This is a genomic window from Serratia liquefaciens ATCC 27592 (assembly GCF_000422085.1).
GTDB classification, from domain to species: Bacteria; Pseudomonadota; Gammaproteobacteria; order Enterobacterales; family Enterobacteriaceae; genus Serratia; species Serratia liquefaciens.
On sequence record NC_021741.1, the window covers coordinates 1,292,509 to 1,314,068 of the forward strand.

Consider the following 21,560-nt stretch of genomic DNA (forward strand, 5'->3'; position numbering starts at 1 on the left):
ATCGCGTCAAAGCGAGGGGCAAAAACTCTCAGCGCATTTCGAGTTCCGGCACCACCGACATACCGACCCGCAACCGTGCCAGGTCAGCCTGGTTCGGCTCCAGCAGAATTTTCACCGGCAGGCGTTGCACCACTTTGGTGTAGTTGCCGGTGGCATTATCGGCGCTGATGGCGGCAAAGGTGGCGCCGGTGGCGGGCGCTATGCTGTCGACATGACCGCGCAGCGTTACGCCGGGCAGAGCATCTACGCGGATCGATACCGGTTGGCCGGCGGAGACATTGGCCAACTGGGTTTCCAGGAAGTTGGCGACGACATAGCTCTGCTGCAGTGGCACTACCGCCAGCAACCTCGTACCGGCAGAGACCCAGGCTCCTTCGCGTACCGCTCGCTGGCCCACGGTGCCGGCAATGGGCGCGATGATTTGTGTATAAGAAAGATTGAGGCGTGCCTGGTCAACGCTGGCCTGTGAGGCGGCAATATTGGCTTCGGCCTGTTTCCTGCTGGCCTGCAATACCCCGACCTCTTTGCGTGCAGAGACCACGCCAGCCTGGTTTTGCTTCAGCTGTGCCGCGGCGGTTTGCATCGCGGAGGCGGACTTTTGCTGTTCATCGGCGGTTGCGGTGCCGGTTTTTAGCAGCCGGCGATAGCGGTCGGCATTTTGCCCCGCGTAGTTGAGCGTGGCCTGGCTGGCGCTGACGCCGGCTTCCTGTTGGGCAATATTGGCCTGTTGTTGATCCAGCTGCGCTTGAATACTGGCCAGCTTGGCCTGGCTAATTTGCAGATTGGCCTCTGCCGTTTCCAGCGCCACGCGATAGTCGCGGTCGTCGATAGTGGCCAATACTTCGCCGGGTTTAACCTGCTGGTTATCGGTCACGTTAACGCTGCGGATATAGCCGGAAACCTTGGGCGCCACCAGTGTGTAATCGGCCGTCACCACCGCGTCGTCGGTACGAAAATGGTGGCGGGTAAGCGATGAATAGACAAAGAAAGCGATGGCCAACAGGATGACCAGCAGCAGCGCCAGAGTTAAGGTTCGTTTTGCAGGAGTGAAGCTCATGGTTATGATCCTGATGTTTTTGGAACTAAAGGTAAAAGGGTTTGCGGCGGGTAGACGCGGGTCGGTAGCCAGGCAGTCAACAGCACCAGCAGCAGGGCACAGCAGATAATCAGCAGATAGGCATCACTGATGCTGAGGATCATCGCCTGATGTTTCACCAACGTTGAAAAATGCCCGAGGTTTTCCGCAGAACTGACCGATCCGTCCGGCAATAACGGCATGGCGCCGCTAGCTTGTTCTGCGTTCTCTGCGGTCATTAGCCATGGGCTATTGCCCAGTCGATCCACCAGCACCTGAGAGTGGAACTTCTCCCGGTGACTCATGAAATTCTCCACCAGACTCCCCGCCGCCACGGTCGAGAAGCCGCGTACGGTGTTAAACATCGCCGAGGCGAAAGGCCCCTCGGGTGCCAGCACGACGCTGGTGGAGGTCATCAGGACCGGCAAAATCATCATCGGTTGACCAAACGCCAGCAGGCTCTGGATCAGCCAGAAGTTTTGCCGTGCCCAATCATCGGTTAATTGCATACCCAGCAAGCAAGCGCTGACGATGAGGCCCGCGCCGGCGGCGAGCATCCAGCGACAGTCGATCCAACGGAAATTCAGCAGGGTAGCCACGAGCGGTGCTATCACTAACTGCGGTAAGCCAATGGTCAGCGCCAGTGGCGCGAATTGTGCGGTGCGGAAACCTTCAACCTGCGAGAAATAGAATGAAGGAAGCAGTGAGCCGGATAGCCCCAGTATCAGTACGCCTGCCAGCGTCAGCAGACTATGAGACAGGTTTATCCGCTTCAGCATTTGCAGCTTGAACAGGGGGAGCGGGTGATACAATTCGTTGATTAAAAACGTCACCAGCAATGCGATGGATACCGGCAGCATCAGGCAAATCAACGGCGAATTAAACCAGTCGAGCCGCTCTCCCTGCGTCAGCGACAGGATCAACAATGCAATGCCACTGCAACCGGTCAGCATGCCGAACAGATCGATCTGGTGTAAACGTTCAAGGCGTAATGGATCCTGCGGTAGCCCCCATCCCATCAATAAAGAAGCGATAAAACACAGCGGGATAGCCTGCCAGAAGACAAACTGCCAGCCCAGATGATCGGTCCACAGCGCCGCCAGCGGCGCCGCGACGTTGGGACCAAAGGTGGCGGTGAGCGCGTAGGCGGCCAAACCATAAAGTTTGATACCCGGCGGCAGAAAACGCAGCGCGACCGTCATCAGCAGCGGCGGCAGGGCACCGCCAAACAGACCTTGAACGATTCGTAGCGTAATAAACAGCGTGGGATCTGAGATTAAGGGTTGGAGTACGCCGACCGCAGCAAATCCGCTGACCATCACCAGGGCAAAGCGCCGCAGTGAGAACGTCACGGCAAACCAGGGCGCGACCATCATTGCTGCCACCTCCGCAGCCTGATAAGACGAGGTGATCCAACTGGCTTCGTCATAGCCAATGCCGATTGCCGCACGAATATCCGCCAACGCCAGATCGCTTAACCGGTCATTCAGCCCCGAAGTCAGGGCAGCAATCAGTACCCCCACCAGGCCTAATGCCAGGCGCAGGGTGAAAGGATGCGCTGCAGCGGCAGGCGCAGGCTGAACATTCATAGTGTGACTCCGGAAACGAAACTAACGATGCACTGTATTGCATCGTGGTACAATGTGATGCATGCTACATTGTGGTTCGCTGTATTGCAATGTGGTACATCGTGTCTGGGGGAATAAAAAAATGTTACAGTGTGGGCCAAAAGTCAGGGAGAGAGCCTCAATGTCTGAACCTACAACCTACTGTGATGATGAAAGGGCCGGTGGTATTCAGGTCATTACCCGTGCAGCGAAAATCCTTGATGCCCTGGGTGAAAAACCGAACGGCATGAGCCTGGGGGAAATCGCTGCGGCGGTCGATCTGCCGCGCTCCACCGTGCAGCGTATTGTCAATGCGTTGGATTCTGTACAACTGGTGCGTGGCGGAGCCGGAGGCGTACGCCTGGGGCCGTCGCTGTTGCGGCTGATTGCCAGCGTACATACTGAAATGGTGGCGATTGCCACCCCCTGGTTGCAGGCATTGAGCGATGCTACCGGTGAGACGGTATCTCTGGGACGAGCCAGCGGGCTGCAGTTGGCTGTAGTGCACTACATCGTGGCGGATCGGGAGCTGCGAGTCGTACCGCGCATCGGCATGAATTTGCCGCTGTACAGCACCTCCGGCGGGCGCGCGCTACTGGCGTTGAACAGCGATGATGCGGCGCGGGATCTGTTGGGTGAAGCCTATCAGGCGGTGACTGACTTGACGGTACGTGATTTTCCCGGGCTGATGGATCGCTTGGCTGAAATACGCCGTACCGGGCTGGCTTACGACCGGGAAGAAACGCTGGAAGGCGTCTCCACCATGGCGGTGGCTATCGACACTATCCTCGGGCGCTTCTCCATCAGCCTGTTAGTGCCCAGCAGTCGCTTGATCAAAAACGAAGCTCGCTATCGTGAGGAGATCCTCAAATGCAAAGAGGCGCTGATCGATGAGATTGGTAAAGGCACATCGCGAGATTGACGGGAGAAGACGATGAAAACGCTGTTGGTCGCAGTTGATAATTCCGCCACTGCTCGTAAAGTTATTTCACTGGCTGCTGAACAGGGGTTGGCCCAACGGGCAACGGTAGTGGTGCTATGCTGTGTGGACCTCAGCTATTCCACGACGGGCCCCTATGACATTGCCGTCGGTGAAGATCCGGCGGATTTTGGCTGCGCACAGGATGAACAAGGCGCAGCGGCAGCCGTAGTGCGTCAGGCGCTGAGTGAATTGAAAGATGCCGGTGTCAGCGCGCGTGGCAAGGTAGTGCCCGGAGAACCGGCGGAAACCATAGTGGCTCAGGCTAAAGAGCTGAATGCCAGCATGATTATTATGGGCCGCAGGCATCTTTCACCCTTTAACCGTTTGTTGAGAGGCTCGCACAGCGCTTTGGTAATAGAAAACGCCGACTGCCCGGTGCTGATCGACGTACGCGCTGATTGACTGTCTCTGCTTCCCGGAGCCGAAGATGAAATTGAAGTGTGCAATTCTTGATGATTATCAGCAGGTGGCGCTTGGCATGGCGGACTGGTCGGCTATTGCCGATCGGGTAGAAGTATTCGCCATGAGCCAGCATTTTACCGACGAAGCGGAGTTGGCCGTGCACCTGCAGGATTGCGACATTCTGGTGATCATGCGCGAGCGTACGCCAATCACGGCCTCGCTGTTGGTGCGTTTGCCTAAGTTGAAGCTGGTGATCACCTCGGGTATGCGCAATGCGTCTGTCGATCTGGCCGCGGCGGCTCAACGTGGCGTTGTGGTCTGCGGTACCGCCAGCGGTTCGGCCGCGCCGATGGAGCTGACCTGGGCGCTGTTGCTTGGGCTGGCGAAGCATATCGTGCCGGAAAACGCCGGGCTGCGTAATAACGGCCCCTGGCAGCAGGCGCTGGGCGTGACGCTGCAAGGGAAAACGTTGGGGCTGTTGGGCCTGGGCAAGATTGGCAGCCAGATGGCGGTGGTCGCGCAGGCCTTTGGCATGCGAGTGGTGGCCTGGAGCCAAAATCTGACGGCGGAAAAAGCCGCGCAGCAGGGGGTTCACCTGGCGGAATCTAAACAGGCGCTGTTTGAACAAAGCGATTTTGTTTCCGTCCATCTGGTGCTAAGTGAACGCACTCGCGGGCTGGTGGGCCAGCAGGAGCTGCAGGCAATGAAAAAAACCGCTTACCTGATCAACACCTCACGTGCGGCCATTGTCGACCGTGCTGCGTTGATTGACGCCTTGCAGAACCAGCGGATAGCTGGGGCCGGGCTGGATGTGTTCGAAGTCGAGCCTCTGCCGCTCGACGATATCTTCCGCCGTCTGCCCAATGTGTTGGCGACGCCGCATCTGGGCTACGTGGCGGATGATAACTATGGCATTTATTTCCGCGAAGCGATCGAAGACATCGTGGCGTTTCTCGCCAATGAACCGATACGCCGTTTGAGCTAGCCGGCTTTTATTCCCCTGGATGCTTGTCTGATGCGGGTATTCGCCCGTATCATTGCGCGTCTTTTTTAGCTGGGGTAATCATGCGCGTATTATTGGCTCCGATGGAGGGCGTTCTCGATTCTTTGGTGCGTGAGTTACTCACCGAAGTGAACGACTACGACCTGTGCATCACCGAATTTCTGCGCGTGGTCGATCAGCTGTTACCCGCCAAATCTTTCTATCGCCTGTGCCCCGAACTGCATCATGCCAGCCGCACGCCGTCCGGCACCCTGGTGCGCATCCAATTGCTGGGCCAATATCCGCAGTGGCTGGCGGAAAACGCCGCCCGTGCGGTTGAACTCGGGTCCTATGGCGTCGATCTCAACTGCGGCTGCCCGTCCAAGCTGGTCAACGGCAGCGGCGGTGGCGCGACGCTGCTGAAAGATCCGGAGCTGATTTATCAGGGGGCCAAAGCGATGCGTGCGGCGGTGCCGGATCATTTGCCGGTCACGGTAAAAGTTCGGTTAGGTTGGGACAGCGACAGCCGCAGTTTTGAAATCGCCGACGCGGTGCAACAGGCGGGTGCCACCGAACTGGCGGTGCATGGCCGCACCAAAGAGGACGGCTACAAGGCCGAGCGCATTAACTGGGCGGCGATTGGCGAGATCCGCAAGCGGCTGACCATACCGGTGATCGCCAACGGTGAAATCTGGGACTGGCAAAGCGCACAAGATTGCCTGCAAACCACCGGCTGTGATGCGGTGATGCTGGGGCGCGGCGCGCTTAACGTGCCGAACCTGAGCCGGGTGGTGAAGTATAACGAACCGCGCATGCCCTGGCCGCAGGTGGTGCAGCTGCTGCAAAAATATGTTCATCTGGAAAAGCAGGGCGATACTGGCCTTTATCACGTGGCGCGCATCAAGCAGTGGCTGGGTTATTTGCGTAAGGAATATGACGAGGCGACCGAGCTATTCGGCGAAGTGCGAACCTTGAATAATTCAAAAGATATCGCCCGGGTAATTTGCCGCTCGGAATAATAAAAACCCGCCTAAAGCGGGTTAGCGTAAATTCGTATTATCAGGACTCACTGTCGAGACGATTTATTTCTATCTCGATATCCTGAATGGTTTTTTCCAACCCTTCAAGGCAGGCACCCTGTTTATTCAGCAGGTCGCCAATCGCCCCAGCGAATTCCTTATGTTTATATTCGCCTTGGTCGAAAGCCAGCCATTGCGCAGACAGCGTCTCGGTATTGGATTGTGCATAGTGTCTCATTTCCTTCAGCTGAGAAACCACATCACGTAAATTATCAATCTGCGTTTTGCTGTTTTCATTGTCACTCATGCATAGCTCCTTGGGGTACGTCGTTTAAATAATTGCGACTGCCAGATAAAGACTACCCTATCTGGAAAAATATATCAGTGCTATGAGCTGCCATGACTGATTATCGTGGGCTATATATCGTTAAAATTGCTTTATAAACAAAATAATATGCCAATTGTAAAATTTTATAAATTATCATTATTAAATCGTTTTTATGGGTGTTAATTAAATTGTCAATAGTCTGTGTCTTATATTTTGAAGGCGGAAGGAAAACGTAAATATTTAATTTTCGTAGCGGTATAAAATAGAGGGAATATTCCCTCTTGAAAGGGGCGTTATTTCCCTGTTGGCGGCTTAGCCCTTTTTATACTGCGCCACCGGGCCATGCCATAGCTAATTCAGAGCGTCAGTTGTCCAGATCGATACCAAAATAGCGCATCAGCGCTTCACGGCGCTCCTGTTCCGAATGCAACGTCGACTCCCGACGGTGGTGATCTTCGGTGATAATCAGCTTGTTCTCACTGATCGTCACGCGGCCATTTTCTGTGGCGTGGGAACACACCAGTTTTTGGGTGAAGTGCGACTGCGGTGAAGTGCTGTGGTATTCACACATGTCGGCAAACTCGTTGAGCTCGCGTTTTTGCAGGGTAAAGCGGTACAGGGTTTTGGCATGCGAACGGTTGTCGCCATTGCGGCGTTCCAGATAGTAGATTTCGCCTTCCTGTTCCAGATGGAAAGTGCCACTGGTTTGCGGCTGTTGTTCGGTGGTGGTTATCTTTAAGGGCGTCAGGAAGGAATCACCAAACCCCACGTCCACCAGATACGGCTGATCCAGCGCTACCATCAGCGCCATATGATCGAAGGGCGCGCCGAAGCTGCCGTCGCGGGCGCGGATCTCGCCGGAAATAAAATTCACCTTGAAACCGATGTCTTTCAGCAGCAGGGCGAACAGCCGGTTCAACTCATAGCAAAAACCGCCACGGTTGCGTTCGACAATTTTATTGAACAGCGCCTGTTCTTCCAGATGAATGCCCTGATGGTAAATAATGCTCAGGTTCTCAAAGGGCACGCTCAGCATATGGCAGCGGTGTAATTGCTGCAGCGTCAGGAGGTCTGGTTGGGGGATGCCCGCGAATCCAATATGTTGCAGGTAGCGTTGTCTATCCACGGTGTGTCTCGCAGCAAAAAATTTGATTATATCTTTCATACTTCAAGCTGCCTCTTTGTTGACTTCCTGCGCTTACCCAGTCACGTACTGTTTGTACGCTCCCGGGGATGCGCTTAGTTGTCGCCGCGATGCAACTCGAATTATTTTGGATATATAAAATAGATGGATTTTTCGCACCTGTGGGAGCAATAAGTGCTGCGTCAGAACGCCGGGGGTTTACCGGCCGCCTGTAGCAGCAAATTCACCCAGCGGCGGGTGGTGGTGCTAACGAACGCGCTGTCCGCCCAGCACAGGCGATATTGATAGGCTGCGGGCAGTTGTTGGTTTTCGCCAAACACCCGAACCAGCTTGCCGGCAGCCAGGGCGTCCTGAGCGACCGCCAGGCTACCGAGTACCACGCCGTTGCCGTCGATGGCTTCTTGCAGCGCATGCCCGACGCTGTTAAAGGTGATTATACCGCGTGGCGCGGTGGTGCCTTCGCCAAAGGCGGCAAACCAGTCCTGCCAACCGGCAACGCCGAGCTTATGCCCGTCTTTCCACGGCGAATGGATCAGCTGCAACGATGCCAAGTCAGCGGCGGTGATCGGCGCTGAATGGGCGGCGAGAAAGCTTGGGCTTGCCAGCGGGGCGAAGGCATCGGCGAGGAGTTCGTGCGAGTGTGGCGGCGGGTTGTCAGTGGGGCTATAGCGGATAGCAATGTCGGCTTCACCACTGGCCAGATCGCGTAAGCTTTCGTTGGCATCCAACACCAGAGAAACATCAGGATCGGCACGGCGTAACGCCGGCAAACGTGCCGCCAGCCAATGGCTGGCGATCCCCAGGGTACAGGTCAGTTTCAGCGTTTGCTGTTGCTCTGGCCGGGCGCGGTCACTGGCTTTTTGCAGCAGCGTCAGCGCGTGGGTGACATCAATCGCCAGCCTTTTTCCGGTCTCGTTAAGCGCTACCGCATTGCCCTTGCGGTGAAACAGTTCCACCCCCAGCTCGTTCTCCAGATGACGTATCTGGCGGCTGACCGCACCCAGCGTCACGTTCAACTCTTCCGCCGCTTCGGTAAAACTGGCGCAGCGGGAAGCAACCTCGAAGGTATGCAAGGCTTTCAGCGACGGCAGGCGAGGTTGAGCGTTCAGCTTGAGTTTCATTCAACCATATTGCCAATCTATCGATGTTCCACAAGCGATTTTTTGCTTACTTTTGGGGCAACAATCGGACGGGAGTATCGCGTGGACGTAATGATGGGGCTGGCCGCCGCGCTGTGCTGGGGCAGCACGGATTTTTTGATTGGCATTAACGCCCGAGCGGTGGGGGTGCGCAGAGCGGTATTTTTCTCGCAGGCGATTGGCTTTGTGATTTTTAGCGCGTGGTTATGGGCCACTTCGGCCCCTTGGTTAGAAGCTTCAGCTTCCATTTGGGGGCTGGCGCTGCTGGCCGCGAGCCTGACGGTGGGGGGAACGCTTGCGCTGTCGCAGGCCTTCGCTATCGGCAAGGCGGCGATGGTGGCGCCGCTGGTCACCAGCTACGGTGCGGTCACTACGCTGTTATCGTGGATCAGCGGTGAACGGCTGGGAGCTTTGACCCTGGTAGGGCTGGCGGTGTGTCTGCTGGGCGTCATGTTGACTGCCGTGAGCCCGGGGCGTCAGCCGGGCAGATCGCGCTCGACTTTGCCCGCAGTGACCTTTGCGCTGATCGCCGCCTTTTGTTATGGCACCGGTTTCTGGTTACAAGGGAAATACACGCTGCCGGTGCTGGGGCCGAGCCTTAGCCTGTGGCTTGGTTATACGGTGGGGCTGACGGCTGTGCTAGCGCTGAATACTGACCGACGCGCTTTGGTAAGCCGACCTAACTGGCGACAAGGAGGACTGCTGTTGCTGGCCAGCCTGCTGAGTCTGGCGGGCTTTAGCGCATTTGCCATGGGGGCCGGTAGCGGATCGCTGGCGATTGTGACGGTGCTGAGCACCCTGTCTGGCGGCATTGCCGCATTGCTCGGCGCGCTGTTACTGCGCGAGCGGCTATCTTCCTTGCAGTGGCTTGGGGTATTGACGGTATTGGCGGGTGCCCTGGTGCTGCATATGAAGTGACCTAACCCATAACCAGCAGCGTTTTAATTTGGGCCGTTGTTTGCATTGATGATCTGAGCGGGCGATATTCATTCCTACCCTGAATTTCGCCCGGTTTTACTGCGTGGCCTGCTATTTTTCGCAAAAACGCGTGGGTCGATAACGCTCGGGGATTTCCCGGTTTTTACCGTCGATCAGTTCTTCACTGACCCACCTTCCAACCGTGGCGGCGCAGGTTACCGCCGGATGCATCACGGCCACATAAAGCCCAGTAACCTCACCGATAAACCCCATGACGGGGCATTTGTCCTCGGGTACGGGCCGTTGTCCCACCGATTGGCTGAGCAGGCGTGCGGATCCTGTCCCTTTCAACCTTTTGGCTATTGCCGCCAAGGTGTCGGAAGCCATCTCATCAGCACCACCAACGGCCGGATAATCTTCAGCGGCCAGGATATCGCCGTTGCGGGCATGGCGAACTTCTATATCATCCCCTGAAATGAGGGTATTGATGACGTGGTCCTGCGTGCTGTAGCGCAGCAAAATTGCCGGCGAAGCTTTAATCGGAAGTGAGATGCCAATGGCGTTTAGCAAAGGGGAAATACCCGTTCCGCAGGCCAGCACGACACAATCTGCGTTGAACGTTCCCTGCAGGGTGTCAACGCCGGTAATGGCATCGCCTTCTCTGACGAGTCCGATGACCGGCGTCTGGGTTTTTAATACAGCGCCGAGGCTGCAAGCCCTATCCAGCAAGGCGTGGGTGGCGTCGATAGGGTCAACGGCGCCATCCTGTTTTGCATAATAAGCCTGTGGAGGCGGATTATTCATCGCGGGTTCAAGCTGGGAGATCACGGATTGCTCAAGCATTTTTTCATGGGCCTGAGCCGCCAATGAATCGCTGTCGTAACTCAGTGCGCCGGCCCAATGCAGCCAAAGCTCCGGCACTTCTTTCTCCAGCCGATGCCAGTCGGCCACGGACGTACGGCGGAGCAGGACATCGGGCGCATCATCACTCACCGTGCTGTGGATCCAGCCGAAAGAGCTGCCGGTGGCACCTGATGCCGGGTGGTGTTGGTCAATGACGGTGACCTTCACACCACGGCGAGCCAAATGATAAGCGATGATCGCGCCGATAATGCCTGCGCCCACAATAAGAATATGCCTGTCAGAGAGATCCATACCCACGTTCTACCTCGCATGTACTGGGCACAAACTATCCCATAAATTAACGGTTTCATGCAGATAAATGTGCTTTGCTCCCCGAAGCCTACCAACCTCAACCGGCGTGCTGAGTGCGTCTGATATAGGTCCAGGGGTTCAGCGAACGCAGATGCATTTGCAATACCGCGCCACGGCGGAAGAAGTAGTTAAGCAGGGTCAGTGACAACAGCTCTGTCAGCAGGGTGCTATAAGCGGCGCCCATCATGCCGTACTGGCGGATCAGAAAGTACGACAGCGGGATGTTGATGATAAACACCAGAAACATCTTCTTCGACAGGAAGCCATAGCCGGAGAAGAGCACAATGTATTTGTAGGCTACGGTGCCCAACGCGGAAAGCAGCGTTGAAACCGCCAAGACGCCCATCGCCGGATAGGCTGCCAAATATTGCTCCCCGTACAGCAACACAATGACCGGTTTGCCAAGCAAAACGATACCGGCCACGATGGCGGCGGCGATGGCCAGCACCAGCCCATTCAGTTTGGCGGCGGTGCGCATTGCGTCATCGCGGTGATAGGCAAAGATTTTGGCGAAAAACGAGGTGATCACCGCATCGGTAACAAACATCCAGGCGGTTGCCAGGGTGATGGCAACCGAGTAAATGCCCAGCGCTTGCGCCGAGACGAACCACATCAGGAACAGCTGCGCCAGCCGGGTATAAATGGCAATGGAGACATTGGATACTGCCAGTGGCAGGCCGCTGGCGAGCAAATAGCGCACATATTTACGCCGCACGCGCTTGGGTGCGACAAAACGCGGATAACGGCGGTGGTAGATATGGTGGCGAATCAGGTAGGGGATCAGGTAAACCATCACGATCGGGATTGCCAGGAAATACAGGTGCAGATCAAGATAAACAATCAGATAACGCACCAGCAGTGCGCTGCCCAACCCGGCTACGTTAGCCAGCGTATTGAAGCGTGATTCCAGCCGGGCGTCGTGATAAATGGTGAACACGTCTCTGAGCGAGAAGAAGCTGGCGACAAAGGTGGCGGCGCAAAAATAGAAGGTAATGAAATCTTCACGCAGCCCGGTGTAAATCAATATTGCCGCAGAGAGCAGCACAAAGCAGCCCTGTCGCAGCCGGTTGGTGGAGAACATCAGGGCGGTTCCGGAACCTGGGTTGCGGCTAATCCGCTTGAACAGCACGGTATCGGAGCCCAGCAGCGCCAGCGTTTGGGTAATGGCGAAAATAGCGGTAGCGAAGGTGATCTTGCCGAAGCTTTCCGGGCCAATGTATTTCGCCATATAGGCGGTAATGAAAATGACCCCCAGAATAGAGACCATTTTTTCGGATATCATCCAAAACGCATTTCTCACAATATTGATATCTATGAATTTTAATTTCATTGGTACTTTCCCTGTCGCCTCTAATAATAGGAATCGTCCGATTATTCCCTTACCCACTGTAAGGGATGCCCCGCAGGGTTTTATAATTGAGATGCAATAATCGGAATGTGAGAAGCATTCCTGCGTATGCTATGTTCATGGAAGAAAGAGAAGAATGAGAAAACTCGCAAAACGACTCTATCGGGCGGCACCCGATTTTATCTATTACCAAGTCAGCCATTATCTTGCCCACGGCTCTTGGATTAGCTTCAAAAAACCGAAAACATTTTCAGAGAAGATTTATCATCGCATGCGCTACCCGCATAATGATTTCAGTATGTTAGCGGATAAGGTGGCGGTCAGAGAGTATATTTCTCAGCGGGTTTCAGATAAATACCTAACGCCTATTATCATGATCGTAGATAATTTTAGCGAACGGGACTACCTGGCCTTGCCACAATCATTTGTTATCAAAACCAATAATGCCTCGCAGCAGGTCAAGATAGTTAAAGATAAAAGTAAGGTCACCTATCAGGATATTACGAAAATTCTTAGCGAATGGTCTGGAATAACCTATTGGAAAAGATTTCGAGAAAAGCACTACGCCAATATTCCGCAGAAAATTATCGTTGAGGAGCTGCTGGATATTGAATGTGACGGTGAGCTGATAGATTACAAAGTGCACGTGTTTAATGGCAAATACTCTTATTTATTCGTTGAGTTGTTACGTGGCGGGCCAGAGCCGACTTCGCTGGAGTTTTTGGACGAATATGCCCACCATTGTTTTTTCACCCAGGGTGACATTCCGCAGATCAATACGCTGAACCAGAAACCGGCGTTTTGGGATGAAATGATCCAGGTGGCGAAAGCGGTCTCGGCAGATCTGGATTATTGCCGCGTCGATTTTTATCTCACTCGCGACCAGATCTACATTGGCGAATTGACGCTCACGCCCGGCGCAGGCAACGAAGTTTATCTGCCGCGCGCGACGAATCTGCTGCTGGGCGAGATGATGTCCAAAGACGGGTAAACATTGCGACGCCGCTTACCGCGCGCTGTCCGCCGGTGCGATGCTTTGCAGCCACGCCAGAAATTCGGCGGCTTTGGGTTTGTCCAGCGTGCGTTGCGGGTAGACCACATAGTAAGGCTTGCTCAGCGGTAGCGTCGGTTCTGCCAGCGGCACCAGGGTTCCCTGAGCCAGTTCACGCTGGATCAGCTGCTGCTGGCCGAGTAAAACGCCGTGGCCCTCAACCGCGGCGTCAATCGCCAGCGAGGTCAGATTATAAGTCAGGCCGCGCCGCTGCGGCGGTGGTAACCCGGCGGCGCTGAACCACTCATGCCAGCCCGGCAGAAACTGGCTCTCCTTTCCCCAATCCACCTGAATCAGCGGCTGTTGAGTCCAGTCGCCGATGCTCTGTAACTGCGGGCTACACACCGGCTGCACGCAGTCCTGAAACAGCCGCACTTTTTCCATCAATGGATAGTCCTGATCGCCAAAGCTCAGGGCAAAATCCGCCGTTGAAGCGGCAAAATCGACCTCGGCGTGGGTGGCGTGCAGGCGAATATCCATCTGCGGATGCTGGTTCAGCCACTTGCCGATGGCCGGGTTCAGCCATTTTGACGCCAGGGCCGGCAAGGCAAAAATCGTCAATGCCTCTTGGCCCCGTTGGCGATCGACATGCTGTTGCGCCACGCGCAGCGTTTCAAACGCCTGCTGCACGTAGGCCAGATAATCCGCCCCTTGTTCAGTCAGCGTCACGCCGCTATTGGCGCGAATGAACAGTGTGATGCCCAGATGCTGCTCGAGCTGGCGGATCTGCTGGCTGACGGCGGCGGCGGTCAGCGCCAGGCTGTCTGCCGCTCTGGCCAGGCTGCCGGTACGGGCAGCGGTTTCAAACGCCAGAATGGCGCTCAGTTTGGGCAGGCGGCTGCGGGAAGGTGCGTTCATGGTGGCTATCGCTAAGAATTGGTTAGCTCATCCTTAACGCATTTTTGTTATTACGGCAATCCGACATTCGCTACAGTGAGGTTATCCGGCCCTTATGCCCTCAGGAGTTCAGCATGCAGCAACTTGCTCATATCATTGATTTATCCGCCAACCCGATTGGCGATGCTGCCTTTCAAGCCCGTTGCCGGGCGACGCTGGATGCGGCAGGGGCGCTGGTGCTGCCGGGCTTTTTGACCGCTGCGGCGCTGGCGACGGTGCGTTTGGAGGGGGCAGAGCACAGCCCTGCGGCGTTTTATGCCGCCAGCAAGCACAATGTCTACCTGAAACCGCAGGACGACGCCTTGCCGGCCGATCACCCACGCAACCGGCTGGTGGTTTCTTCCAAGGGGTGCATTACCGACGAGGATATCCCGGCGCAGTCGCCGCTGCGTACGCTATACGATGCGCAATCCTTCCGCGATTTCCTCTGTGCGGTACTGCAAGAACAACAGCTGTACCCTTACGCCGATCGGCTGTCTTCAATCAACCTGCATTATGCCCATCGCGGGCAGGAGCTGGGCTGGCATTTTGACAATTCGTCGTTTGCCATCACGTTGCTGATCCAGAAACCGCAGGCCGGTGGGCAATTCGAGTACGTGGAAAACCTGCGGGATGCCGATCGTGGGGGGATGAATTACGCTGGCGTGTCGCAGGTATTGGACGGCGAACGGGCGGTTAAGACCTTGGCGATCGAAGAGGGGGATTTGGTGCTGTTCCGGGGACGCAATGCCATGCACCGCGTCACGCCAACCGAAGGCGATACCACCCGCATGCTGGTGGTGCTGGCCTATAATGCCCAGCCGGATATCGCGCTGTCGGAGAGCGCCAGAATGACCTTTTACGGCCGACTTTAAGAATAAAAAATTCAGGGGGCTGACAAGCCCGCATAAGGGTTAACCGATAGGGGGCGAACATGTTCGACCCGATTTAACCGATTGATTATGCGGTAGGGCGCGGCATGCAGCGCCCCTACTACGAATAACTGCCCCGAAAGGGGCAGTTAAGAGACTTAGTGGTGGGCTTCTTCGTGAGCCTGCTGTTCCAGCTTCACTTCCTGAGCCCGCTTGCGCAGGCCGAACCAGCCCAGCGTCAGCAGCACCGCCAGCACCGGAATGGTGGCGATAGTCCAGGTGCCGTTCGGGTAGTCGAACGCCATCATGATGACGACCGCCAGCAGGAATGCCAGCGTTAGCCAAGAGGTGAAGGGCGCGCCGGGCATTCTGAAGGATACCGGCTGGGCGCGGCCTTCGCGTACGGCTTTACGCAAACGCATCTGGCACACGATGATAAACGCCCATGAGGCGATAATGCCCAGCGAAGCGATGTTCAGCACGATCTCAAACACCCGCGAAGGCACCAGATAGTTCAGCAAAACGCCAATCACATAGATGCCGCAGGTCACCAGAATACCGGCGTAAGGCACTTGCTGGCTGCTCATTCTAGCCATGAATTTCGGCGCTGACCCGCCCATCGACAGTGAACGCAGGATACGGCCGGTGGAGTACAGGCCGGAGTTGAGGCTGGAAAGTGCTGCGGTCAGCACCACGATATTCATGATGGTGCCGATATAAGGCACGCCCAGCTTGCTGAAGAAGGTAACGAACGGGCTTTGGCCCGCCTGGTAGGCGTTCCACGGCAGCAGCAGCACCAACAGTACCACCGAACCGACGTAGAACAGGCCAATGCGCCAGATCACGCTGTTGATCGCTTTTGGCATCATTTTGGCCGGATCCTTACACTCACCGGCGGCGGTGCCGATCAGCTCAATCCCGGCGAAGGCGAAAATAACACCCTGCACTAACACCAGCGCTGGCAGCAGCCCGTGCGGGAACATGCCGCCGTTTTCAGTAATCAGGTGCAGGCCGGTGGTGTTGCCTGCCACCGGGGTACCGGTGCCGAGGAACACTACCCCCACCACCAGGAACAATGCGATGGCGACGACTTTGATCAGGGCGAACCAGAACTCCATTTCGGCGAACCACTTCACGCCGATCATGTTCATGGTGGCAACCACGCCGAGGGCGCAGAGCGCGAACAGCCATTGCGGGACGTCGGCGAAGGTGCCCCAGTAGTGCATGTACAGCGCCACCGCGGTGATATCGACGATGCCGGTCATTGCCCAGTTGAGGAAATACATCCACCCGGCGACGTAAGAGGCTTTTTCGCCGAGAAACTCACGGGCATAAGACACGAAGCTGCCGCTGGACGGGCGGTGCAGAACCAATTCGCCCAATGCGCGCAGAATGAAGAAAGAGAATATACCGCACACCAGATATACCAGCGCCAGTGCCGGGCCGGCCAATTCCAGACGGCCACCGGTACCGAGGAACAAGCCGGTACCGATTGAACCGCCGATAGCGATCATCTGTATTTGTCGATTGCCCATGCTTTTGTGATAACCGGATTCATGGGAGTCTAACCATCGTCTTCTGGCTGCGTGCTTGTCATGCGCAGACTTTTTATTTGATTGCATTATCCGTCCTGTTTACCTGTCTATGGAATTACCCTGCTCTGGCTTCAGAGCAAACGATTGCTATGGACAATCGTTATGAGAATGAGGTCATGGCATCATTCTGCTGTTTATTGTGTATACAAGCCGCCACGAAATAACGGCGAAGCATGCTACCTTTTCTCAGTAAATGTGGCAAAAAATCCTGCGTATAAATCGTGAACAAGTGTGTTTGTTTTTTGTTCTATATATAAAAGAATATATTATTCAATAAGATGGTTGATTTTATCAAGACGGAAATATCGAGGAATAAAAAGTGATTAAAATCACATAATAATAATTACCGTGCAAACTACAGGGAATTTTTCTTATTAATGGGTGAGGTGAAAGGAGGGGGATAATAAGACCTCCCAACCTGTGGTGATATTGTCCGCAGGCGGGAGATAATAAAGGGAGAGATTTGGCCGATTTTTAGGCGGATTCACCGGCCGGCAGAGCCGAAGTCGGCAGGCCGAATACCTTGTCGAACACCCAGTTAAACACAAAGGTGTAGCACGGGATAATCACTATCAGGGCCATATCCAGCAGCAGCGCCTGCCACAGCGTAATCCCCATCCACCAGGCAATCAGCGGGATCAGGTAAACCACTAACGTTAATTGAAAGCCTACGGCGTGCAGAATACGGCGTTTAAGCGTACGGCCGCGTGAGGCCTGGCGACTTTCCCACAGCTCAAACAGCGAGTTGTAGATGAAGTTCCAGGTGACGGCGATAGTGGTAATGATCACCGCCAGCGGCCCGGTGCTGCTGGGGGCGCTGCCGGAAAGCAGCGCCAGCCCGAGCGCTGAGATCGTCATGCCGATAATTTCATAGGCGGTGACATACACCAGTTTGCGTTTAACGCCTTGCATTACTCATCTCCTGACTGATTTCTTGGCTTTGTGGTCGAGTGACCTTTTGCCGTCTGGCGGGTAAGATAACGTCAACTACATTGATAGAAAAAGTCAGGAGCTGTCAGTTTTACTGACAGGAAGGCGCAATGAATTTTTCCAGCGACAATATTGAGCTGTTTCTGGCGGTACTGGATCGCGGTTCGTTTTCCGCCGCGGCCCGATCGCTGCGCCGCGTACCTTCGGCGGTGAGTATGGGGATCGCCAATATGGAGGCGGAACTGGGGTTTCAACTGTTTGATCGTTCGCACCGCGAGCCGGTGCCGACCGCGTTGGCATTGGCCCTGGCGCCCCATGCGCGACTGATAGCCGAACAGCTTAAGCAGTTGCAGAACCACGCTATCGAACTGTCGCAAGGGCTGGAGAGCACCTTGTCGATTGGCGTTGCCTCGGACATCAACAGCAGCGGCCTGCTGACGGCGATCAACACGCTGGCGGAGCGCTATCCGCTGCTGAATATTGAAGTGCTGACCGCTCCGCAGGATGACGTGGTGCATATGCTGCATCAAGAGCGAGTCGACGTTTGCCTGGCATTTGGCGGACTAAACATCAACAGCCAGGAACAGTTTCACTTCGTCGGCGCGGAATCGCTGGTTGCCATGCTTTCGCCACGGCACCCGGCGTTGCAGGGGGCGCCGGATGAGCTGTTCCTCGAGGATTTGGTCAACGTGCGGCAGATAATGGTGGCCAGCCGTGATTTGCCGATCGCCGATCTGCGGCCGCGGGTGGCGGAATCTTACTGGCGCACCGACAGCCTGCCGATGGCGCTGAACATGGTCGAGGCGGGTTTGGGGTGGGGCAATTTCCCGCTATCGCTGACCGCACCATTGTTAGCTCAGGGGCGGTTGATCAGGCTGAAATTTAAAAACACCAAAAATGAGCTGCGATTGCCGATACACCTTGTCTGGCTGAAAAGCCGACCGTTGGATAAGGCCGCCCGCGAACTGGTGGCCCTGATGCGCGACGCGTCGCAGGCGGAATAATCCCGGCGGCCGTATTGCTTTTGTTTTCATCGCTGGGCTACTTTGAACCGTGGCATTTATGAAGGGGCGGAAAGCATGATCAGCGAGACGGCATTATCGGTATTGAGCATTACTGGCGCCATTGCGCTGGGGGCAATGAGTCCGGGACAAAGCTTTATTCTGGTGGCGCGTACGGCCGTGGCATCGTCGCGCCGCGACGGTATGGCAGTGGCGCTGGGTATGGGCGTCGGCTGCTTTATTTTTGCACTGGTGGCTCTGTTGGGGCTGCAGTCATTGCTGTTGGCATTGCCATGGCTGTACTCCACGCTGAAAGTGCTGGGAGGCGCTTACCTGGTCTACCTGGCGTTCAAAATGCTGCGTGGGGCGAGTCAACCGTTGAACGTGGAGGCCGTCGGCGCGCAGTCTCTGGGCTTTTGCAAGGCCTTTACCACGGGGCTATTGACCCAGTTGAGCAACCCGAACACCGCCATCGTGTTCGGCAGCGTGTTTGCCGCCTTGCTCAGCCATAAAATCTCGCCGCTGATGTACATTATTCTGCCGGTGATCGCCCTGACGGTTGACGTCCTCTGGTATGCCTTCGTGGCCTTTGTGTTGTCATCACCACGTCCGCGTCGCGCCTACCTGCGTTTTAAAGCCTGGTTCGATCGGGTAGGCGGCGGAGTGTTGGCCTTGCTCGGTGTGAAACTGATGCTGAACCGATAAGCTTAATCGGCATGCCGACGGCGCCACCAAAACCGTACTAGCAGAATGGCGGCGATCACCAGCGCGCAGAACAGCACGCTGGTGAGTCTTTTGTCGAAGCCCGAGATAAAGCGGCCGATCGCCTCGCCACCAAAATAGCCCAGCAGCACAAAGATTGTTGCCCACAGGATGGCGCCCAAAATGTTCAGTGGCACAAAGCGCGACGGCGGCAGCTTGCTGGCGCCGATCAGAACCGGGCCGATAATGCGGAAGCCATACATAAAACGTACGCCAATCACGAACAGCATTGGGTGGCGTGCGATCAGCTTTCTGGCGCGTTCGATGCGTTTTTCCTGGCTTTTCATGCGTGAAATGACCCGTCCGCCGAAGCGACGGCCCAGGAAAAACAGCAGTTGATCCCCCAGCGTGCCGCCCAACGCCACCACCGCAATAACCCAGGGCAGATGTAACAGTCCCTGATGTGCCGCAATGCCGCCCAGCAGCGTGATGGTTTCGCCTTCGGCCAGACAGCCGATAAACAGCGCCCAATAACCGTAGTCCGTAATGTAGTGGGCTAAATCCGCCATTCTGATCCCCTATGTCTTTAACACATAAGGTGAAGTATACGCCCTGTGCGCTAGCCGCGGGCGGCAATCTGCGCCACCAACGCTCGACGTTGCCGCAAACTGTCGGCCATTTGCGCCTGAACCCGGGCCAGAACATGCGCCGGCGCCAGTTCCGGCGTCCCTCCCTGGAAAGGCGGTGCCGGCGCATATTCCAGATACAGTTGGATCACTTGCGCGGTTTCCTCATCGTGCAATTCGGCGATTAATGCTAGGGCGAAATCGATGCCGGCAGTCACGCCGCCGCCGCTGATGACGTTACCATCACGCTCTACCCGGGCATGACTGGGGAGGGCACCGAACAGCGCCAGGCTCTCGCGCATGCTCCAGTGACAGGCGGCGCGTTTGCCCTGCAGCAAACCGGCAGCGGCCAGGATCAGCGAACCGGTACATACGGAGGTCAGATAGCGGGCATCAAGTCCCAGGCGGCGGATTTGGCTCATGAAGGCGCCGTTTTCCAGCGCCTGAGTGCAGCCGGCGCCGCCCGGTACGCACAGCACGTCGCAACGCGCGACTTCTTCCAGCTTCTGCAACTGGGTAAAGTGCAATCCTTCGGCGCTGATATCTGCGCCACCGACGGAGGCCACGACAATTTCGGCCCCCGGCATGTGTCGCAAGAACTGCAGTGGCCCGGTAAAGTCCAGCTGGGTGACGCCCTGATAGATCGGAAAAACAATCACTAATGGTTCAGACATGATATTCGCCTCAGTTTTGTCATTTGCTTTGGGTCATAATAGCGGCCCTGTTTTTGGCTGATATGACGGATAACCCTCAAAAAGCGCCATGATGAAAAATATCGGCTTTGTGGTCTTCCCCGGCTTTAACCTGCTCGACTTCGCCGGGCCACTGGCGGCCTTTGATAATGCCAACCAGTTTACGGCGACTCAGGCCTACCGGTGTCTGCCGCTCTCGGAGCGGGGCGGCAGCGTGGTGAGCTCTTCGGGTGTGGAAGTGCTCACTCAGCCGTTTGGCGAACATCGCCTTGATACGCTATTGATTGCCGGAGGCAGCGGCAACGTCGTCGCCACCCAGTCGGCGGGGCTATTGGCGTTTCTGCACCGGCAAAGCCGGCAGGCACGGCGCATGGCCAGCGTGTGCACCGGCGCATTTATACTGGCGGCTGCCGGGTTGCTGGACGGCAAGCGCGCGACTACTCATTGGTACCATGCCGCACGGCTGCAACAGAGTTATCCGCGTATCCGCGTCGACAGCAATCGTATTTATATCCGCGACGGTGCGATCTGGACTTCGGCGGGCATCACTGCCGGTATCGATTTGGCGCTGGCGATGGTCGAGGAAGATCTCGGTAGCGCATTGGCGGCCAGTGTGGCGCGGCAACTGGTGGTGTATCACCGGCGTCCGGGCGGGCAGTCGCAGTATTCCTTGCTGCTGGAGCTCAACCCGTCTTCAGATCGCATTCGCAACGCGCTCTCTTATGCTCGCGAACACCTCCATCATCCGCTGACGGTGGGCGATCTGGCGGACGCCGCCTGTCTGAGCGAGCGGCAGTTTGGCCGCTTGTTCCGCGCCGAAACCGGCCAGACGCCGGCCAAGGTGATTGAACAATTGCGAGTCGAGGCCGCCAGGGTCAGGATTGAAGAAGGTCACGAAGCGCTGGAGAGCATCGCCCGCGCCGTCGGGTTCAGTGACCCGGAGCGTATGCGGCGGGCCTTCATCCGTCTGTTTGGCCTGTCGCCACAGGCGATAAAGCGCCTGAGCCGCAGTGGTTAAATCATTCTGCCGTGCCCCGGTGGCGCGGCGCAGTAGAG

The 21,560-nt window shown here is 56.2% G+C and carries 22 protein-coding genes; 10 read left to right on the forward strand and 12 right to left on the reverse strand.

Annotation, left to right across the window (positions count from 1 at the left end; all coding sequences use genetic code 11):
• Positions 1-28: 28 nt before the first annotated feature.
• Positions 29-1,057 (reverse strand): HlyD family secretion protein, encoded by a 1,029-nt coding sequence (locus tag M495_RS06000; protein ID WP_020825735.1) that lies wholly within the window; start codon positions 1,055-1,057, stop codon positions 29-31.
• 2 nt (positions 1,058-1,059) lie between these two features.
• Positions 1,060-2,664, reverse strand: coding sequence for an MFS transporter (locus M495_RS06005; RefSeq protein ID WP_020825736.1), 1,605 nt, complete (start codon positions 2,662-2,664; stop codon positions 1,060-1,062).
• Between the two features lie 160 nt (positions 2,665-2,824).
• On the opposite strand from M495_RS06005, the gene M495_RS06010 reads away from it, so the two are divergent.
• The 4 genes from M495_RS06010 to dusC all read left to right on the forward strand — a co-directional run bounded on the left by M495_RS06010 (position 2,825) and on the right by dusC (position 6,067).
• Positions 2,825-3,604 carry an IclR family transcriptional regulator gene (locus M495_RS06010; RefSeq protein ID WP_020825737.1) on the forward strand — a complete coding sequence of 260 codons (780 nt, stop codon included), beginning with the start codon at positions 2,825-2,827 and terminating at the stop codon, positions 3,602-3,604.
• Positions 3,605-3,616: 12 nt separating this feature from the next.
• On the forward strand, positions 3,617-4,066 hold the full coding sequence (locus tag M495_RS06015; protein WP_020825738.1) for a universal stress protein: 450 nt from the start codon (positions 3,617-3,619) through the stop codon (positions 4,064-4,066).
• Positions 4,067-4,091: 25 nt separating this feature from the next.
• Positions 4,092-5,051 carry a D-2-hydroxyacid dehydrogenase family protein gene (locus M495_RS06020; RefSeq protein ID WP_020825739.1) on the forward strand — a complete coding sequence of 320 codons (960 nt, stop codon included), beginning with the start codon at positions 4,092-4,094 and terminating at the stop codon, positions 5,049-5,051.
• Between the two features lie 80 nt (positions 5,052-5,131).
• A complete protein-coding gene (gene dusC / locus M495_RS06025) occupies positions 5,132-6,067 on the forward strand; it encodes a tRNA dihydrouridine(16) synthase DusC (protein WP_020825740.1) in 936 nt (311 codons plus the stop codon).
• A gap of 40 nt (positions 6,068-6,107) precedes the next feature.
• On the opposite strand, the gene M495_RS06030 is transcribed toward dusC, so the two are convergent.
• The 3 genes from M495_RS06030 to M495_RS06040 all read right to left on the reverse strand — a co-directional run bounded on the left by M495_RS06030 (position 6,108) and on the right by M495_RS06040 (position 8,660).
• The gene (locus M495_RS06030) at positions 6,108-6,374 is read right to left on the reverse strand and encodes a hypothetical protein (RefSeq protein ID WP_020825741.1); all 267 of its coding nucleotides are present in this window, start codon (positions 6,372-6,374) and stop codon (positions 6,108-6,110) included.
• Positions 6,375-6,759: 385 nt separating this feature from the next.
• Entirely contained in the window at positions 6,760-7,521 is a 762-nt protein-coding gene (locus tag M495_RS06035; protein WP_041415254.1) for an arylamine N-acetyltransferase family protein, read from the reverse strand.
• 200 nt (positions 7,522-7,721) lie between these two features.
• Positions 7,722-8,660 (reverse strand): LysR substrate-binding domain-containing protein, encoded by a 939-nt coding sequence (locus M495_RS06040; protein WP_020825743.1) that lies wholly within the window; start codon positions 8,658-8,660, stop codon positions 7,722-7,724.
• A 90-nt stretch (positions 8,661-8,750) separates the two neighbouring features.
• Between M495_RS06040 and M495_RS06045 the strand changes: the two genes are divergently transcribed.
• Positions 8,751-9,596: a DMT family transporter gene (locus M495_RS06045; protein WP_020825744.1), complete on the forward strand. Its 846-nt coding sequence runs from the start codon at positions 8,751-8,753 to the stop codon at positions 9,594-9,596.
• Between the two features lie 111 nt (positions 9,597-9,707).
• Here the strand turns inward: M495_RS06045 and M495_RS06050 are convergent, their stop codons facing one another.
• Both M495_RS06050 and M495_RS06055 read right to left on the reverse strand, forming a co-directional pair.
• The gene (locus tag M495_RS06050; protein ID WP_041414310.1) at positions 9,708-10,751 is read right to left on the reverse strand and encodes an NAD(P)/FAD-dependent oxidoreductase; all 1,044 of its coding nucleotides are present in this window, start codon (positions 10,749-10,751) and stop codon (positions 9,708-9,710) included.
• A gap of 97 nt (positions 10,752-10,848) precedes the next feature.
• On the reverse strand, positions 10,849-12,141 hold the full coding sequence (locus M495_RS06055; protein WP_020825746.1) for an oligosaccharide flippase family protein: 1,293 nt from the start codon (positions 12,139-12,141) through the stop codon (positions 10,849-10,851).
• A gap of 154 nt (positions 12,142-12,295) precedes the next feature.
• Between M495_RS06055 and M495_RS06060 the strand changes: the two genes are divergently transcribed.
• Positions 12,296-13,150 (forward strand): ATP-grasp fold amidoligase family protein, encoded by an 855-nt coding sequence (locus tag M495_RS06060; protein WP_020825747.1) that lies wholly within the window; start codon positions 12,296-12,298, stop codon positions 13,148-13,150.
• Positions 13,151-13,165: 15 nt separating this feature from the next.
• On the opposite strand, the gene M495_RS06065 is transcribed toward M495_RS06060, so the two are convergent.
• Positions 13,166-14,068 (reverse strand): LysR substrate-binding domain-containing protein, encoded by a 903-nt coding sequence (locus M495_RS06065; protein ID WP_020825748.1) that lies wholly within the window; start codon positions 14,066-14,068, stop codon positions 13,166-13,168.
• 113 nt (positions 14,069-14,181) lie between these two features.
• Here M495_RS06065 and M495_RS06070 point away from each other — a divergent pair, with 113 nt between their 5' ends.
• Positions 14,182-14,961, forward strand: a complete 780-nt coding sequence (locus M495_RS06070) for a HalD/BesD family halogenase (protein WP_020825749.1) — start codon at positions 14,182-14,184, stop codon at positions 14,959-14,961.
• Between the two features lie 155 nt (positions 14,962-15,116).
• Here M495_RS06070 and ansP read toward each other — a convergent pair whose 3' ends face one another.
• Together ansP and M495_RS06080 are read right to left on the reverse strand one after the other, a co-directional pair.
• Positions 15,117-16,580 carry an L-asparagine permease gene (ansP, locus tag M495_RS06075; RefSeq protein WP_041414311.1) on the reverse strand — a complete coding sequence of 488 codons (1,464 nt, stop codon included), beginning with the start codon at positions 16,578-16,580 and terminating at the stop codon, positions 15,117-15,119.
• 447 nt (positions 16,581-17,027) lie between these two features.
• On the reverse strand, positions 17,028-17,465 hold the full coding sequence (locus M495_RS06080; protein WP_020825751.1) for a PACE efflux transporter: 438 nt from the start codon (positions 17,463-17,465) through the stop codon (positions 17,028-17,030).
• A 128-nt stretch (positions 17,466-17,593) separates the two neighbouring features.
• On the opposite strand from M495_RS06080, the gene M495_RS06085 reads away from it, so the two are divergent.
• Together M495_RS06085 and M495_RS06090 are read left to right on the forward strand one after the other, a co-directional pair.
• Complete coding sequence (locus M495_RS06085; RefSeq protein WP_020825752.1) at positions 17,594-18,487, forward strand: LysR family transcriptional regulator; 894 nt, start codon at positions 17,594-17,596, stop codon at positions 18,485-18,487.
• A gap of 75 nt (positions 18,488-18,562) precedes the next feature.
• The gene (locus M495_RS06090; RefSeq protein WP_020825753.1) at positions 18,563-19,189 is read left to right on the forward strand and encodes a LysE family translocator; all 627 of its coding nucleotides are present in this window, start codon (positions 18,563-18,565) and stop codon (positions 19,187-19,189) included.
• A 2-nt stretch (positions 19,190-19,191) separates the two neighbouring features.
• Here M495_RS06090 and M495_RS06095 read toward each other — a convergent pair whose 3' ends face one another.
• Positions 19,192-19,755 (reverse strand): DedA family protein, encoded by a 564-nt coding sequence (locus tag M495_RS06095; protein ID WP_020825754.1) that lies wholly within the window; start codon positions 19,753-19,755, stop codon positions 19,192-19,194.
• 50 nt (positions 19,756-19,805) lie between these two features.
• Positions 19,806-20,486, reverse strand: a complete 681-nt coding sequence (locus M495_RS06100; protein WP_020825755.1) for a DJ-1/PfpI family protein — start codon at positions 20,484-20,486, stop codon at positions 19,806-19,808.
• 91 nt (positions 20,487-20,577) lie between these two features.
• On the opposite strand from M495_RS06100, the gene M495_RS06105 reads away from it, so the two are divergent.
• The gene (locus tag M495_RS06105) at positions 20,578-21,522 is read left to right on the forward strand and encodes a GlxA family transcriptional regulator (RefSeq protein WP_041415257.1); all 945 of its coding nucleotides are present in this window, start codon (positions 20,578-20,580) and stop codon (positions 21,520-21,522) included.
• Positions 21,523-21,560: the final 38 nt, after the last annotated feature.

Coding starts and splice junctions, on each gene's coding strand:
- M495_RS06085 (WP_020825752.1), top strand. CDS start 17,594: ATGAATTTTTCCAGCGACAATATTGAGCTGTTTCTGGCGGTACTGGAT.
- M495_RS06100 (WP_020825755.1), bottom strand. CDS start 20,486: ATGTCTGAACCATTAGTGATTGTTTTTCCGATCTATCAGGGCGTCACC.
- M495_RS06070 (WP_020825749.1), top strand. CDS start 14,182: ATGCAGCAACTTGCTCATATCATTGATTTATCCGCCAACCCGATTGGC.
- M495_RS06095 (WP_020825754.1), bottom strand. CDS start 19,755: ATGGCGGATTTAGCCCACTACATTACGGACTACGGTTATTGGGCGCTG.
- M495_RS06055 (WP_020825746.1), bottom strand. CDS start 12,141: ATGAAATTAAAATTCATAGATATCAATATTGTGAGAAATGCGTTTTGG.
- M495_RS06010 (WP_020825737.1), top strand. CDS start 2,825: ATGTCTGAACCTACAACCTACTGTGATGATGAAAGGGCCGGTGGTATT.
- ansP (WP_041414311.1), bottom strand. CDS start 16,580: ATGCAATCAAATAAAAAGTCTGCGCATGACAAGCACGCAGCCAGAAGA.
- dusC (WP_020825740.1), top strand. CDS start 5,132: ATGCGCGTATTATTGGCTCCGATGGAGGGCGTTCTCGATTCTTTGGTG.
- M495_RS06020 (WP_020825739.1), top strand. CDS start 4,092: ATGAAATTGAAGTGTGCAATTCTTGATGATTATCAGCAGGTGGCGCTT.
- M495_RS06065 (WP_020825748.1), bottom strand. CDS start 14,068: ATGAACGCACCTTCCCGCAGCCGCCTGCCCAAACTGAGCGCCATTCTG.
- M495_RS06045 (WP_020825744.1), top strand. CDS start 8,751: ATGATGGGGCTGGCCGCCGCGCTGTGCTGGGGCAGCACGGATTTTTTG.
- M495_RS06060 (WP_020825747.1), top strand. CDS start 12,296: ATGAGAAAACTCGCAAAACGACTCTATCGGGCGGCACCCGATTTTATC.
- M495_RS06040 (WP_020825743.1), bottom strand. CDS start 8,660: ATGAAACTCAAGCTGAACGCTCAACCTCGCCTGCCGTCGCTGAAAGCC.
- M495_RS06015 (WP_020825738.1), top strand. CDS start 3,617: ATGAAAACGCTGTTGGTCGCAGTTGATAATTCCGCCACTGCTCGTAAA.
- M495_RS06000 (WP_020825735.1), bottom strand. CDS start 1,057: ATGAGCTTCACTCCTGCAAAACGAACCTTAACTCTGGCGCTGCTGCTG.
- M495_RS06090 (WP_020825753.1), top strand. CDS start 18,563: ATGATCAGCGAGACGGCATTATCGGTATTGAGCATTACTGGCGCCATT.
- M495_RS06080 (WP_020825751.1), bottom strand. CDS start 17,465: ATGCAAGGCGTTAAACGCAAACTGGTGTATGTCACCGCCTATGAAATT.
- M495_RS06050 (WP_041414310.1), bottom strand. CDS start 10,751: ATGGATCTCTCTGACAGGCATATTCTTATTGTGGGCGCAGGCATTATC.
- M495_RS06005 (WP_020825736.1), bottom strand. CDS start 2,664: ATGAATGTTCAGCCTGCGCCTGCCGCTGCAGCGCATCCTTTCACCCTG.
- M495_RS06105 (WP_041415257.1), top strand. CDS start 20,578: ATGAAAAATATCGGCTTTGTGGTCTTCCCCGGCTTTAACCTGCTCGAC.
- M495_RS06030 (WP_020825741.1), bottom strand. CDS start 6,374: ATGAGTGACAATGAAAACAGCAAAACGCAGATTGATAATTTACGTGAT.